Annotated in this window: 15 protein-coding genes and 2 pseudogenes; 13 read left to right on the top strand and 4 right to left on the bottom strand. The window is 67.3% G+C overall.

Annotation, left to right across the window (positions count from 1 at the left end; genetic code table 11):
- Window positions 1–179 precede the first annotated feature (179 nt).
- From H4W81_RS02080 to H4W81_RS02040, 9 genes and pseudogenes are all read left to right on the top strand, one after another.
- The gene (locus tag H4W81_RS02080; RefSeq protein WP_192773216.1) at window positions 180–506 is read left to right on the top strand and encodes a hypothetical protein; all 327 of its coding nucleotides are present in this window, start codon (window positions 180–182) and stop codon (window positions 504–506) included.
- Between the two features lie 679 nt (window positions 507–1185).
- Entirely contained in the window at window positions 1186–1641 is a 456-nt protein-coding gene (locus H4W81_RS02075) for an SRPBCC family protein (RefSeq protein WP_192773215.1), read from the top strand.
- Window positions 1642–2007: 366 nt separating this feature from the next.
- Window positions 2008–2391, top strand: a complete 384-nt coding sequence (locus H4W81_RS02070) for a nuclear transport factor 2 family protein (RefSeq protein WP_192773214.1) — start codon at window positions 2008–2010, stop codon at window positions 2389–2391.
- A gap of 123 nt (window positions 2392–2514) precedes the next feature.
- Window positions 2515–3486, top strand: a complete 972-nt coding sequence (locus tag H4W81_RS02065) for a quinone oxidoreductase family protein (RefSeq protein ID WP_192773213.1) — start codon at window positions 2515–2517, stop codon at window positions 3484–3486.
- 36 nt (window positions 3487–3522) lie between these two features.
- A pseudogene (locus H4W81_RS02060) lies at window positions 3523–3765 on the top strand (alpha/beta fold hydrolase); the annotation flags it as partial.
- A gap of 141 nt (window positions 3766–3906) precedes the next feature.
- Window positions 3907–4365, top strand: a complete 459-nt coding sequence (locus tag H4W81_RS02055) for a nuclear transport factor 2 family protein (protein WP_192773212.1) — start codon at window positions 3907–3909, stop codon at window positions 4363–4365.
- Window positions 4366–4499: 134 nt separating this feature from the next.
- Window positions 4500–5735, top strand: coding sequence for an epoxide hydrolase family protein (locus H4W81_RS02050; protein WP_192773211.1), 1236 nt, complete (start codon window positions 4500–4502; stop codon window positions 5733–5735).
- A 303-nt stretch (window positions 5736–6038) separates the two neighbouring features.
- Entirely contained in the window at window positions 6039–6302 is a 264-nt protein-coding gene (locus H4W81_RS02045; RefSeq protein ID WP_192773210.1) for a NucA/NucB deoxyribonuclease domain-containing protein, read from the top strand.
- A 99-nt stretch (window positions 6303–6401) separates the two neighbouring features.
- A complete protein-coding gene (locus tag H4W81_RS02040) occupies window positions 6402–6671 on the top strand; it encodes a hypothetical protein (RefSeq protein ID WP_192781454.1) in 270 nt (89 codons plus the stop codon).
- On the opposite strand, the gene H4W81_RS02035 is transcribed toward H4W81_RS02040, so the two are convergent.
- The 4 genes from H4W81_RS02035 to H4W81_RS49825 all read right to left on the bottom strand — a co-directional run bounded on the left by H4W81_RS02035 (window position 6609) and on the right by H4W81_RS49825 (window position 11266).
- Window positions 6609–7106 (bottom strand): HAD domain-containing protein, encoded by a 498-nt coding sequence (locus tag H4W81_RS02035; protein ID WP_192773209.1) that lies wholly within the window; start codon window positions 7104–7106, stop codon window positions 6609–6611. The two genes, H4W81_RS02040 and H4W81_RS02035, sit on opposite strands and share 63 nt — an antisense overlap.
- Complete coding sequence (locus tag H4W81_RS02030) at window positions 7103–8356, bottom strand: IS256 family transposase (RefSeq protein WP_192773208.1); 1254 nt, start codon at window positions 8354–8356, stop codon at window positions 7103–7105. Before H4W81_RS02030 ends, H4W81_RS02035 begins: the two co-directional genes overlap by 4 nt.
- A gap of 556 nt (window positions 8357–8912) precedes the next feature.
- Window positions 8913–10706 (bottom strand): transposase, encoded by a 1794-nt coding sequence (locus tag H4W81_RS02025; RefSeq protein ID WP_420538739.1) that lies wholly within the window; start codon window positions 10704–10706, stop codon window positions 8913–8915.
- A 377-nt stretch (window positions 10707–11083) separates the two neighbouring features.
- Window positions 11084–11266, bottom strand: a complete 183-nt coding sequence (locus H4W81_RS49825; RefSeq protein WP_225959170.1) for an SWIM zinc finger family protein — start codon at window positions 11264–11266, stop codon at window positions 11084–11086.
- Between the two features lie 304 nt (window positions 11267–11570).
- Between H4W81_RS49825 and H4W81_RS02015 the strand changes: the two genes are divergently transcribed.
- The 4 genes and pseudogenes from H4W81_RS02015 (at window position 11571) to H4W81_RS49820 (ending at window position 13794) form a co-directional block, all read left to right on the top strand.
- Window positions 11571–12053 carry a hypothetical protein gene (locus H4W81_RS02015; RefSeq protein ID WP_192773206.1) on the top strand — a complete coding sequence of 161 codons (483 nt, stop codon included), beginning with the start codon at window positions 11571–11573 and terminating at the stop codon, window positions 12051–12053.
- Window positions 12050–12307 (top strand): hypothetical protein, encoded by a 258-nt coding sequence (locus H4W81_RS02010; protein ID WP_192773205.1) that lies wholly within the window; start codon window positions 12050–12052, stop codon window positions 12305–12307. The genes H4W81_RS02015 and H4W81_RS02010 overlap by 4 nt, the downstream gene beginning before the upstream one ends.
- Window positions 12304–12456: a hypothetical protein gene (locus tag H4W81_RS02005; protein WP_192773204.1), complete on the top strand. Its 153-nt coding sequence runs from the start codon at window positions 12304–12306 to the stop codon at window positions 12454–12456. Before H4W81_RS02010 ends, H4W81_RS02005 begins: the two co-directional genes overlap by 4 nt.
- An 86-nt stretch (window positions 12457–12542) precedes the next feature.
- Window positions 12543–13794, top strand: a pseudogene (locus tag H4W81_RS49820) (DUF932 domain-containing protein).
- The last annotated feature ends 212 nt before the right edge of the window (window positions 13795–14006 follow it).

Here is a 14006-nt window from a genome sequence, read left to right as displayed (position 1 = left end):
GCTCCAACCTTCCCTGCTCGCCCGCGACCTGGTCCACGTGCTTGACGGTCGGCGCGTACTCGACGGTCTCTCCCTGCCGGCAAGTCCACCCCCACGGGTCTGCGGGCCCGTCCCTGGCGCCGCACGGCCAGGGTCCTTCACCGGGGCCGACGCCCCCACTCCGGCGAGATCGTGGCGTCATGGACTGGATGTTGCTCAATACGATCTGTTCGATATACCTCGGAGTCCCGTACGTTCCGCAAGCTCCTCCAGCCTGGGTCGAAGCAGGCCCTACCGAGACGGACCTGTGGATCACGCGGCTCACCTACGAGTTCGTCGTGGACCGCAGTGCCTGCGACAAGTGCCAGGCGCCCTTCGGCCGCAGGCTGCGCCTCACCGAATCGCGCAACGGTTCCGGCACATGGTGGATCACGGTGGGGGCGCGCTGCCGCGGGTGGCGGCGCCACCGGTTCACGGCGCTCGTCACCGAGTGGGGCGACGGACTGCGGTTCGGTGAGTGGGTGTAGCGCGCGCTTCGGCGGCCGGAACGGTGCCCGGCCCTCCGACCCCGACGGCAGCGTCCCGGCCCTGGCCGGCAGCATGAGGGCGACACGGCCTTGCCAGGTCGGGGCGGGCGCCCGCGTGCGACCTGAGACTCCTGCGGAGTCAGCTCAGATGTCGGGGCCCGCGCCCCGCACCATGTGCACGGCGTCCACCGGCATCGTGGAAGACCTCGCTGACTCGACGCCGCGTGACTGCAGTTCGATGCCAGGTGCACGCCGCGCTCGGACCCCGGTGCCGCGTCGGTCACCCCGGTGCCCATGTTGATCGACGCGGTCGATCCAGGCGGGGTGAGATGGACGACCCGGAAGCCGCCCGGGCCTGAGAAGTCGGCGTCCTCGCGAAAGCCGATCCCCGAGGAGAAGGCCTTGGCCCGGTCCACGTCCGTGACAGGGACGACCACACCTCGATCTTGGAGTCCACCATCAGCTTCTTCTCAACAGGGGATGCCGGTCGGCACCCACCGACCACGGTGCCCCGTCTCACCAGGGGCGAGCCCTGGCCCGAGCCAGGGGTCCCCGGGGCCGGGCCAGGGGTACGGCGCCTGGGGACCAGGGTCCGGTACGGGCTCGACGAGGCTTGCCGCCCCGGCAGTCTTGGTGCAGCCGATCACCACACCGATGCGAGGAACGCAGGGAGAAAGCCATGGCAACGATCCACTTCACCGAGCAGACGAGCGCGACGCCGGAGCAGTTCTTGGCCGGCCTCACCGACTTCGGCCGGGGCCGCCGGCAGCTGTTCGGCAACAGCTCCGACGACTACCTGAAGGTGCACGCGAAGGGCGCCGACACGGCCGACGTCACCGAGGGATCGGGCGGCATCTGGGAACGGCTGCGGTACGACTGGTCCGACCCGCACCGCGTGGTGATGACGGCCATCGACTCGAACGTCTGGGGCGGCCGCTCGGGCCACATCTACACGTTCACCCCCTTGCCCGACGGGACGACACAGCTGGACGTCGTCGTGGTCCGCGAAGGCAAGAACCTCAAAGGCCGCGTCATCGGACTGCTGTTGGGCAGCATCGGCAAAGGCACGCTGGAGAAGGCGCTGAAGAACACGATCAGGGCCATCGAGGCGCGCAGTCAGGTGTCTCGGGGCTGACAACGGCACAATCGGGGTGCACGAGGCCACGGGCCGGCACCCAGAGCGCGGCCTGTTCCGTGCGGCAGCCCGAGGGCGATACAAGTTCCCTGGAAGATGGTCGATCAGCAGGTCGACCACCGCTTTCCGATGACTGCTGTCCTTCTTGGACGCCCCTGAATACCCGCGATGAAGGCGGCCGCGGCACGGTCCGCAAAGGCGGGAGCCCGGTGATCGCCCTTGACATCGTTCAGGGTCACGGTTCTCCGGCTGTCGCTTCGAAGGTACGCCGACGTGCCTTCGATGATGCGCTGCCTGGTGGCGCGCACTTCACCCAAACGGCTCGCCGACGCCGGCGAACCACCCAATCCTCTGGAGGTCTCTGCCATGTCCGATGTCACTCAGCACGACGCGTTCGTCCGCGACTTCGTCAGCACTTTCAACGCCAAGGACGCGGACGGGCTCGCCTCGTTCCTGACCGAGGACGTGACCTTCTCCGCGTACGGCGACAAGCCGGTTCACGGGCGCGCAGCGGTGATCGCCCTGTGGAGGGGCGTGTTCGCGAACTTCGCCCAGGTCCGTTTCGAGACCGTGCACCAGGCGGTGAACGGCGACGTGGTCATCGCCGAGCAGATCCACGGGCTCGCACTGGCGGGAGGAAAGCTGGTCCCCGTGATGAACATGGCCGTCTACGAGCTCCGCGGCGGCAAGATCGCGGCCTGGCGCGACTACACCAATCCCGCCTACGCCGCCTCGCTCCTGCAGGCCTGATCCGGCTGCTCAGCGCGAGGAGCGCGCAGGCTGTCCCTTGTCAATCCCCGGGGCGAGTTGCCCCACGAAACAATCGCCGCCTCCCCAGCGGCGGTTGTCGACCGGTAGAAGGAGGTGCGCGCTGTGCGCGCAGTAGTGGTAGAAGAGTTCGGCGGCCCCGAAGTCCTCAAGGTGAAGGATTGGCCCGACCCCGAGCCGGGTCCGGGTGATCTCCTGGTGGACGTCGACTTCGCAGGGATCAACTTCATGGACACCGGCTCTCGTGTCGGATTCGGTCTGGTCGGCGAGGTTCCGGCGGTCCTCGGAGTCGAAGGCGCAGGCCGGGTCGCCGCAGTCGGCGAAGACGTCAGCGGATTCGCGGTGGGCGACCGGGTTGCCTGGGTCTCGGTCTTCGGCAGCTATGCGCAGAAGATCGCCATGCCTGCCGACCAGGCGGTCCCGATTCCGGACGATATCCCGAGCGACGTCGCCGCCGCCACGATGATGCAAGGGCTGACCGCGCATCACTTCGTGACCGAGTCGGCGCCGTTGGCGGAGGGTGAAACGGCCCTCGTGCACGCGGCGGCCGGCGGCGTGGGGCGCATGGTCACCCAGTTGCTCAAGTTGCGTGGCGCCCGCGTGATCGGACTGGTCTCCCGGGAGGAGAAGGTCACGGCCGCCAAGGCCGCAGGAGCCGACGAAGTACTCGTCTCCTCGGACGGCGACTTTGTGGACCGAGTCCTGGCTCTCACCGACGGCGAGGGCGTGCACGCGGTCTTCGACGGTGGGGGTGCCAACACCTTCTGGCGGTCGATCGAGGTCCTGCGGCGGGTCGGCACCCTCGTCTACTACGGTCCGCTGATCGGCGAGATCCCCACGGTGCGGATGTTCGACCTGCCCAGGAGCATCCGGATCACCTACGCCGTGTTCGCGGACCACATCCACAGCCGGGAGTTGCTGCTCGGTCACGCCGGGGACCTCTTCGAGAAGATCCGCGAGGGCAAGCTCAGCGTCGACATCACCGGGCGCTACCCGCTGGATGCGGCCGCGCAGGCCCATATCGACATCGAATCGCGGCGCACCTCGGGGAAGCTGCTGCTCGATCCGCGACGGTAGGCCGCCGCCTCCGCGGGCGGAACCGGGCCGTCGCTCATCAACCTGTACTGCGAGGACCACGGCGCGGGGCAACCGGTCGTGCTCGTCCACGGCTTCCCGCTGAGCGGTGACTCGTGGGAGAAGCAGTCCGCGGCGCTGCTCGGCGCCGGCTTCCGGTTGATCACGTACGACCGCCGCGGCTTCGGTCGCTCGGACCGGCCCAGTACCGGGTACGACTACGACACCTTCGCCGCCGACCTGGACCGGGTGCTGACGGCGCTGGATCTCAATGACGCGATGCCGAGCTCGGCGAGGACGCGTAAGTAGAGCGCGTCTGTCGCCTGTGAGACACGACACAAAGTAACGCGCTTGACGGCACGGCCGGCCGAGGCGCAGCACCGGCGGGATGTCCGTCCACATCACTGGAAGGGATGATCGATTATGGATGCCATTGAGCGTCTGAGCATTACTGAGGATCTTCGTCGTCTGATGGCTCGCTACGTCCGTTACGCGGATCATCAGCGCTGGCAGGACCTGGCGAATCTGTTCACGCCAGACGGCACGTTCACCCCGCACAAGCCTGACGGATCGGTGTGGCTGCGCATGGAGGGCCGGGAAGGGATCGCCGCCACGGTCGGAGCCAGCGGCGGCCCCGGCGTCACCCTGGTCCACCACCTGTTCTCCGACGAGATCGACGTCGACTCGGCGACCGCCGCCCACGGCGTATGGGCGATGGAGGACATCATCACCCGGCCCGAGGACGCCGCCGTGTCCGAGCACATCCCTTTCAGAGGCATGCACGGGTTCGGCCATTACCACGCACGCTTCGTCAAGACGAACGGTTCCTGGTACATCGCCGAGCTCAAGCAGACCCGGGTTCGCCTGGACTTCACCAACTGACGCTACCTGCGGCCCCTTCACACCTCGCCCGGCGGCCGGTCACATCCGACACGGCGCGATCAGAACACCGGCAGGCGGCACCCACGTGCCGGACAGCGACTTCTCATCCACCACTACAGGAAAGCAGCCTTGCCGTGAGCAACAACAACAAGCCCAGCGCGCTGGAACCGTACAAGATCGATGTCCCCCAGGAGGCCCTGGACGACCTCAAGGACCGCCTGAACAAGACCCGCTTCTTCGATGACCTGGACAACGAGGAGGAGTACTACGGGATCAGCACCGCCTACCTCAAGCCGCTCGTGGAGTACTGGGCGGACGGCTTCGACTGGCGTGCGCAGGAGCAGCGGCTGAACACCTACGACCAGTACAAGGTCGAGATCGACGGCACGCCCGTGCACTTCTACTACGTGCGCGGCAAGGGCCCGAACCCGGTCCCGCTCGCCGTTCATTCCGGCTGGCCGTGGTCCAGCGGGTTCAGCCTCCCGCTCATCGGCCCGCTGACGGACCCCGCCGCCCACGGCGGTGACCCGGCCGACTCCTTCGACGTCATCATCCCCGACCTGCCCGGATTCGCCTGGTCCACCCCCGTCGGCAGGGGCGACCTGAACTACTGGAAGATCGCCGACATCATTCACAAGCTCATGACCGAGGTGCTGGGCTACGAGAAGTACGCCGCGGCGGGCTCCGACTACGGCGCCCTCGTCACCAGCGCGCTCGGCCACAAGTACGCCGACAGCATCATCGGCCTGCACTACGGTCACGACATGCCTCCGGGCCAGTTCGCGAACGAGCGGTTCTGGGACCTGACCGACGGCGCCAAGATTCCCGAGGACGCCACACCGGAGCTGCGGGCGGGCCTGGAGAACCTCGTCAGCACCTACGTCTCCCACGTCGCGGTCCACATGCTCGACGCATCGACCCTCACCCACGGCCTGAACGACTCCCCCATCGGCATGCTCGCCTGGCTCCTGCGGAGGTGGAAGAAGTGGAGCGACAAGAGGAGTGACTTCGATGAGAACTTCCCCCGCGACTTCATCCTCGCCGAGGCCACCGCCTTCTGGGTGAACCAGGCCATCGGGTCCTCCATCCGCATGTACCGCAACGCGGTGCGCTATCCGTGGGTGCCCTCCCACAACCGCCAGCCCGTCGTCGAGCCGCCGGCCGGCTTCACCTTCCTCCTCGGCGACGCCTACCCGCCCGGCGTCGACACCGTCGAAGGGCGTATCGCCGCCTTTGAGAACGGCCCCACACGCAGCTCCTTCAACGTGATCAACGTCAACGCCCACATGAAGGGCGGCCACTTCGTCCACTACGAGAACCCCGAAGCCTTCACCAACGACGTCCAGGAGACCTTCCGAAAGCTGCGCTGACCATGTAGCCGGTGGGCCTCCTGCTCCGGGATCGGAGCAGGAGGCCCTTGCCATCCACCGGCGGCTCTCCTCCGACGCTGCTCACACCCCACACGCGATGCCGTCACGGCAGATTCGTGCTGAGTGGCGCGTGGGCGACTTGGAGCAGCGTTTCACGGCGTCACCTGCACGCCTCACGGAAGACAACATGCCTGCGGCGCGCCGGTCACGGACCGAGGTACAGCTGACGAGAAACACTGGCCGGATCTTCCCCTGGCTCCCGACGGCACCAGGCCGAAGCCGACGAGTAAACAGCTCATAGGGGTGAACCACTGCAAGTACTACTTCTGGGATGAGTACAAGACAGCGAAGAAATGGGCCTACGGGGTTCCGCAGGCGGGCTGGCTCCAGTGTGACGAGTATCCATTCGCGTCGACGCTGGAAGGCGCCGGCAAGAAGGACGGGAACTACTCCATCCAAGCGGTTCCCAAGCAGCACAACCTGGATCATGGGGCCGCCCTCGACAGCTTCTACGCCGACTATCGTGTCGTGCCCGGTAATCAGTTCTGGGTCAAGATCGTGAGCTGATCCGGACAAAGCTCAGGTAGCCCAGCTGAACGTCTGTGAGTGGAGGCGGTCATCCGCCTCCACTCACAGACTTGCTCGAACCTCGAAAGGAACTGTCCGTTGAACCTGTCACGAGCGATGCCCGCGGAGAGCCAGTGGGATCTCCTGGAGGAGTACCTCCTGAACAGCCGCTTCGATGTGGCATGGATCGACACGGAGAAGATCGATGAAGCCGCAGAGCGTTTCCGGGTGGATCCGGGCTCTGGAGTTCTCTGCGATCTCGATACCGCATTGAGCAATTGTCAAATCCTGTGGATTGCGGGTGATTTACAGGGCTCGAAGCCATTGATCGAGGGCTGCGAAGTCTTCGTCTGCGAGTCCCCGGTATGACTCCACGTGATGGAGGAGAGCCTGGCCGCTATGGTGCGCGGAGACCCACTCCCTGTCGGCGTCGGTGATCTCGTCGTCGACCCAGGCGAACGGGCGCCCGCCCGCCCAGTTCACCAGGGGCCGGGTCTTCCAGTGGAGCCCGAACCATTGGTCCTCACGAGCATGCTGGTCGGTTGACTCCGGCCAGCTCACGACGGGCAGCCGCGGCAGCCCAATTCGGGGTGCTATCTCGGCATTCGCCTCGTCTTCCCAGGTTGTCGCCCAGATGAGTTCGCAGGGCAGCGCTGCCAGCCGACGCCTCACCTCGGAGGTGAGCCGGGCCAAGCGCGAGTCCGGTGTAGCAACCCGCGGTGCGCGTTGCGGGTCCTCGCCGAATGGGAGAAGCGGCCCGTCGACGTCGAGGAAGAGCAGCGGGAGCTCGGTATGGCCGGTCATGCTGCGCTGACCTCGTCACGTTCGACGAGTACGCCGCGTTCGAAGCGGGCTCCGGCACGCACGAGAGCGACCAGGTGGGGCGCGTTGACCGAGCGCCAGCGTTGTTGGGCGGACTCGATGAGCTTGAACGTCATTGCCAGGGCTGCCGCGCGGGAGCCGGCACCGCGGGTGACCTTGGTGCGCAGTCGGACGGTGGAGAATGTCGACTCAATCGGGTTCGTGGTGCGCAGGTGAATCCAGTGTTCGGCCGGGTAGTCGTAGAACGCCAACAGCACGTCCGCGTCGTCGACGATCTTCTTGACGGCCTTGGGGAACTTCGCACCGTACTGCCGCTCGAATGTCCTGATGGCCTTGGTGGCCTGGTCTTTGTCCTCGGCGTTGTAGATGTCTGCGATCGCGGCCTTGGCCGCCGGCTGCGCCGACTTCGGCAGGGAGTCCAAGATATTCGCGGTTTTGTGCACCCAGCAGCGCTGCTCCTTGGTCTCGGGGAAAGCCTCGCGCAGCGCCTTCCAGAAGCCCAAGGCCCCGTCGCCGACCGCGAGATGCGGGGCGCGCATCCCGCGCCGTGCGCAGTCGCGCAGCAGGTTCGCCCACGATTCCGATGACTCCCGATAGCCCTCGTCCAGGGCTATCAGCTCCTTGCTGCCGTCGGCGCGGACGCCCACCAGGACCAGCACGCAAGCCTTGGCCTGGTCCAACCTGACCTTCAGGTGCACGCCGTCGGCCCAGACGTAGACGAAGTCGGTCGCCGACAAGTCGCGCTTCTGGAACGCCTTGTGATCGTCGGTCCACTGCGCAGTCAGCCTCGACACCGTCGCCGACGACAACCCGGCGGCCGACCCGAGGAACTGCTCCAGGGCCGGGACGAAGTCGCCGGTGGACAGGCCGTGCAGATACAGCAGCGGAAGCACCTCGGAGATCTTCGGGGACCTGCGCGCCCACGGTGGCAGGATCGCCGAAGAGAACCGCTGACGCTCGCCAGTCTGGGCATCTACCCGCTTGTCGTTCACCCGCGGGGCCCTGACCTGCACAGGCCCGGCCGAAGTGGCTATCGTCCGCTCGGCATGGAACCCGTTGCGCACCACCAGACGACGGCCATCGGCGTCACGAGCGTCGGCCAGCTCGGCCAGATAGGAGTTGACCTCGGCCTCCAGGGCCGCGGCCAACATCCGCCGCGCTCCCTCCCGGACGATCTCATCGATCAAGGAACCATTCGACGTCGTGCCATCGGCATTGACTACGGTAAGCATGGGTGTGCCCTCCCAGCCGACGCGCCAACGTCGGCCTACTCAGTGACCTTCGAATCGATCACTCGGGAGGGTACGCCCCCGAGCCGATCCACAGGTTCTGAGCATTGCTCACCGCATTCGACCTGATCGACAATGACGAGCAGGAAACTCTGGTCTGGATCGGGACGCACTCTCCGGGCTGGTCTGTCTCAGTCACCATGAACAGGGGCTTCACACTGTCCGAGGAAGCGAGCGCGGGAGGAAGGGGCATCCTCGCTCATTGGCACATGGCCGGCTTGTACGAGCTTGCCGACGAGGGGATGGTCTACTACCACGACGGAGAGTATGTGGGCAGGGTGGGAGAGGAGGCGTTCCAGGATTACGCGCGGGACCTGGACCTGGATGACGCCGGGTTCCGGGAGCAGGTGGAGTATTACCTCATCCTGGCGGGGCGGATCACGGGCCGGTTCCTCGACCGGGACTGGTTCGCGACGTCACGCGTCCTCTACCGCGCCCCCCCGCCGCGACGCCTGGCCGCGCTGAGCGAGCCCTGTAGGACCCTGCTGGTTAACTCGTTTCAGGCGGTCAGGGCCGGTTCGAGTCGGGCCAGATGGCTGGTGCGGGTCCGATCCAGTGGGTGTCCGTTCCACCAGGCGTGCAGGCGGATCAGGTTGAGCGCGATGGCGGAGACGACGTGTTCGAAGTGAACCTTTTTGATGCCTGGGTAGCGGGCGCGGCGTAGGCCGCAGGCCGCGACGGCTTGGTGGATGGTGCCCTCGATGCCGCACCGGATCTTGTATGTGTCGCGCCAGGCGGGGCTGGTCTGTGCGGCGCGGGCCGCGTCCAGTGTTTTCTGGATCGGTCGCGGGCGCAGGGTGAGGTGACGGCCGCCGTGCTTGGCGCTGGTGCATAAGGCTCGCGCGGGGCAGGGGCGGCAGACGCTGGTCGGGAAGGCAGCCACGATCAGCGGGGTGCCCCGCTGTCGGCAGGGTGTCCAGGAGGTGCTGGTCTGTCCTTGCGGGCAGGTGACCTGCTGGTTGTCCCAGTCGATGGTGAAGGCGGCGCGGTCATAGCCGTTGCGGGTACGGGCTTGGACCGAGTTATCGGTCAGCAGCGGGGTGATCAGAGCCAGCTGGTGCCGCTCACGTGCTTGAACGATCAGTTCGGCTGAGGCGTAGCCGGCATCCAGGTAGTGCTCGGTGGGCAGCAGGCCGCGCCGGGCCAAACCGTGGTGAATGACCGACGTCATCGCCACGTCGGGCACGGTGGCGTTGGTGGTGGCCACGTTCGTGATCAGATTCGGCGGCGTCCTGTCCGTGCCGTTCACGCCGTTCACGCCGTTCACGCCGTTCACGCCGTTCATGCCGTCGATGCCGTGCCTGCTGTCGGTGGCGGCTTGGGCGTCGGTGGGGGTGTGGCAGGTCTCGCTGATGTGCACCTTGTAGCCGTTCCACATCAGCTCGCTGCCCTTGGCCGCCCAGCGGGCATCAACGTCATACGGGGAGGTCAGCCGGTATCTGCCCGGCGGCAAGCCCTCGCCACCCTGGGTGAGGTCCCGCCGCCGTTTGATCACCTGCCGTCCCCGCCTGTCGGTGGTGCGCACATAGTGTTGGATCAGCATGACGCGCAGCGTGTCGATGGCGGGCAGGTGGCGCAGCCAGGTCGGGGAGAACGGCGCGTAGACAGCTTCGACCAGCGCATACCCGTCGGCCCCGTAGGCCCGCGCTAGTTCTTCCTGCTTGGTCTTGGAGGTGGGCATCCGCCAGGAATCGACCCGCAGCCCATAGCGTTCGGCCCAGCCGGGCACCTCCAGCACCTGTTGCACCCAGCCGGGAGCGGCCACCGCCAGCGCCTCCAGCGCGGCGCGGACGCATTCGCCGGCCAGCTCCACCCGGTTCAGATCCCGCACCGCGGAGATCACGTGCGTGGAGTCGGTGCGCTGTTTACCGCCCACCTGCAGCAACCCCCGCTCCTGCAACGCCGCCAGGAGCAGATCGAGGGGCCTTTCCTCCAGCCCGTGGGCGATCACCCGGGAGCGGAACTCGCTCAGCACGCTGGCATCAAAGCCGGGATCGTTCAAGTCCAGGCCGAGTGCGTACTTCCAGGTCAGATCGGTGGCAACCGCCTCGGCCGCCTGCCGGTCTGTGAGGTTGTCCACCCGCTGCAACACCGTGATCAACGCCAGCCGGCCCGGCGACCAGCCCGGCCTGCCCTCGCGCCCGAACGCGGCGGCGAACACTTCATCGGCGAACACCTCGCCTAATTCATCGCGCACCCGGACCGGTAACGGCACCTGCCGCTTCCCTTGGTAGATCGCCCGAACCGCCGCCGCGACCTCGGGTGTCGGCTCCGGCCACGGCCTGGGCTGCATCGACATCGCCGCCTCCATCCACCTCGGCAGCCAGGACGAAGACAACGACGACGACTGCTGCCACAACGCTCATGATCCAGGACAGGCACCATCAGATCACGAAGCAGACTGGCAAATCCGAGTTAACCAGCAGGGTCACTGATTGGGCCAAGTCGGGGTCTGGGACGCAGAAGCCCCTGCCCGTGTTGGGCAGGGGCCTCGGCGCGGGGTTAGGTCTCGCGCTCCCGGTCGTACTCCCACTCCGTCGCCGGGTCCAGCTCGGGTCCGCCTCTTCAGGTCACCACAGGACGGGCGGCGGGGGGCGGGTCGTGCTCTGCCATCTGGTGCTCTCCCTTCGGTGGGTGGCGGCCCGCCCGGGTTGCGGGCCGCCGAGGTGGTCAGGCCGTGCGGCGGGCGGGCGCGGCGCTCAGAATGGCGACGGCCGCCCGGTGGTAGCAGGCGTAGCGTCCGCGCTGCCCGGCCGGGCAGGTGCAGCTCGCGCGGTGGACGAGGTAGGTGGTGGTGCCGTCCGAGCTGACGGCGGTGTAGAGCCCGGGCGGCTGGTGGGGAGGATGCCGCAGCCCATGAGCGGCGACGAAATCCGCAAGATCATCCGCGACTACAAGGAAGACATCGAAGCCGCGATGCAGCGCCGCGACACACGTCTACAGAACGCCATCGACTCCGGCCGCAAGCAGGTCGACCTCGTCCGTCTCACCGAAATGAGCCGGGAAGCCATCCGCCAGGCCACAGAAGCACGTCGTTGGCGTCGTAGAGCCGGTACAGAGCGGTTCGTTCACTCACTGGGCGAGTTACGTAGGGATCGCAGCGAATACGAAGAGCCGCTTCAAGGGCCACAAGCACACCAAGAGCTGGTGGCCAACCGTGGTCACGCGCTCGATCGAGTGGGACGACACTCGCGCCGCCACCGAGCAGGCGGAGAGGATGGCCATTCAGAACGAACGCCCCTTGTGGAACATCAACCTGTCGCAGTGGCGGGCCGTTCGCGCAGACGACGGGACCTTCGTCTTGGCGCGCAAGCCCCCGAACAAGACCAGTTGGCCGGCCGCCCTTGCGGGAGCGGCGTTCGGCGAGTTCGGTCTCCGCCTGGTCGAGGAGGGCGATGTCTTCCGGGGTGTCGGGACTGGAGACTCCACCAAGCCCAGGCAGTGTCGCGTCCCCGGCGACGCATGGACCGCCTACGAACGCGTCTTCGCCCGCCTCGGGACCACCCGCGCCGAAGACCTCAACGCCCACATCCGCCAGCAGATCCGCGAACACGGTCCCTTCTTCGCCGCGCGGGCCTTGCGTGCAGCCTCGCGGGCTTCGGGGTTGAGTCGCGCGAGGTCCTGGAGCGGCGGCACGTGACCGTGTCCCAGGGGCGGGTTGTACGGCTGGGCCAGCCGTTCATCGACGACGACGGGAATGCCGCGGTGGACGACGGTCGCGGCGAGCCGCTCGAGGACGATGCGCCGGTGCTGGCGGCGATCGATCGCATGTTGAAGATTCAGGAGCGGCGAGCGAAGCTGCTCGGGTTGGACATCCCCGTGAAGCAGCTGGTGGGCGGCGACGTCACGGTGACGTACCAGTTCGAGGGCGTCGACCTGGGCGAGCTCCAGTGAACTGGCAGCTGCTGGAGGAGGCGCTCCGCAGAGCGCCTGGTCCGCTGTACGTGACGGAGCTCCGGGCGATCAGGACGCCCTTCGGGCCCATGTTCGTCGATCCGGTCAGCGCCGTGCTGGGGAAGCTGCGGGCCGGGCGGTCTCTCTGAAATCTTTGTAGTAGTGAGCTTGACATGCTCACTTGCCCTGCGCATACTTTGTAGTAGTCAATCAGTCAAAGTTTGCAGAAGGCTACATGACCGCCATCGACGTCAACGCCGCGTTCGCCACCGAGAAGACCCAGCAGCTCGCCGACCGCCGCGCCGCCCGCGACGCCGCCATTCAGCGCCAGACCAACAAGGCCGCATGGATCCGAGCCGAAGTCGCCGCCGGACGCATGACGCCGATCGGCGAGAACCGCTTCCGCGTCACACAGGGCTGGGACGCGGGGGAGGTCTTCACCATTAACCGCAACGCCCTGGGTCAGGTCGAGGTGGTCGCCAACCACGGCCTCGACGTCGACACCAACGGCAAAGCCTCCCTCTACAGCGCCGTCCCGGCCTGGCACGGACTCGGCCAGATCATCCCCGGCGGCGTCGGCGACATCGACACCGTCCTCGACCTCGGCGGCATCGGATTCGAGGTGACCAAGCGCGAGGTCCGCTACTCCTTCATGGGCGAGCACGAGACCACGCCCAGCCTGCGCTCCTTCGCCGACCAGTACGTCACCGTCCGCACCGACACCGGCGGCCCGCTCGGCGTCGTCGGCAGCCGGTACGAGGTCATCCAGAACCGCGACCTGTTCACCTTCCTGGAAGAGCTGGTCGACCAGCACGACGTCATCTGGGAGTCGGCCGGGTCCCTGCGCGGCGGCCGCCGCGTCTTCGTCTCCATGCGCCTGCCCGAGTCGGTCACCGTGGACGCCGACGGCATCAACGACGAGATCATCCCGTTCCTCGTGATGCTCAACAGCCACGACGGATCGTCGCCCGCCCAGGCCCTCGTCACCCCCTGGCGGCCGGTGTGCCAACACCGAGCGATTCGCGGTCCGCGACGCTCACACCCGCTGGACCGTCCGCCACACCGCCAACGCCCTGGACCGCATCCACGAGGCACTCCGCACCCTCGGCCTGACCGTGAAGTACTACGAGCGCTGGGCCCAGGAGGAGACCGCGCTCGCCCGCACCAACCTGACCCTCGGCGCGTTCCACAAGGTCGTCGCCGACCTCTGGCCGGTCGAGGCCGACGCCACCGTCCGCACCCGCAACGCCGCCGACCGCCGCCGCGACGACCTCACGGTCATCTTCAAGGCCGAGGCAAAGCGCGTCGGCCGCACCGCCTACGCCGCCGAGCGGGCCGTCACCGACTACCTCGACCACCTCGCGCCCCGCCGCCCCGGCAAGACCATGAGCGAGGAGATCGCCCGCGCCACCGCCCTCCTGGAGGGGACGGACGACGACATCAAGTCCAAGACGCACAAGCGCCTGATGCAGCTCGTCCGCCGCTGACCCACCTCGGGGGCGGCCCTCGGGCCGCCCCCGCCCCTCCCGGAACGGAGCACCCACGTGATCATCCCGGACCCGCGCTCGGCCGCCACGACCTCGGCGCCACCTGGATCGACGCGCACGCCGAGCAGGACGACGAGGGCGACATGCACTACCGCGAACCACACTGACCACCCCGAACCCCTGGGGCCGGATACGCGACCGGGACCACGTCC

The organism is Nonomuraea africana (assembly GCF_014873535.1).
Lineage (GTDB): Bacteria > Actinomycetota > Actinomycetes > Streptosporangiales > Streptosporangiaceae > Nonomuraea > Nonomuraea africana.
This window is presented reverse-complemented; position numbering and strand designations above follow the sequence as displayed.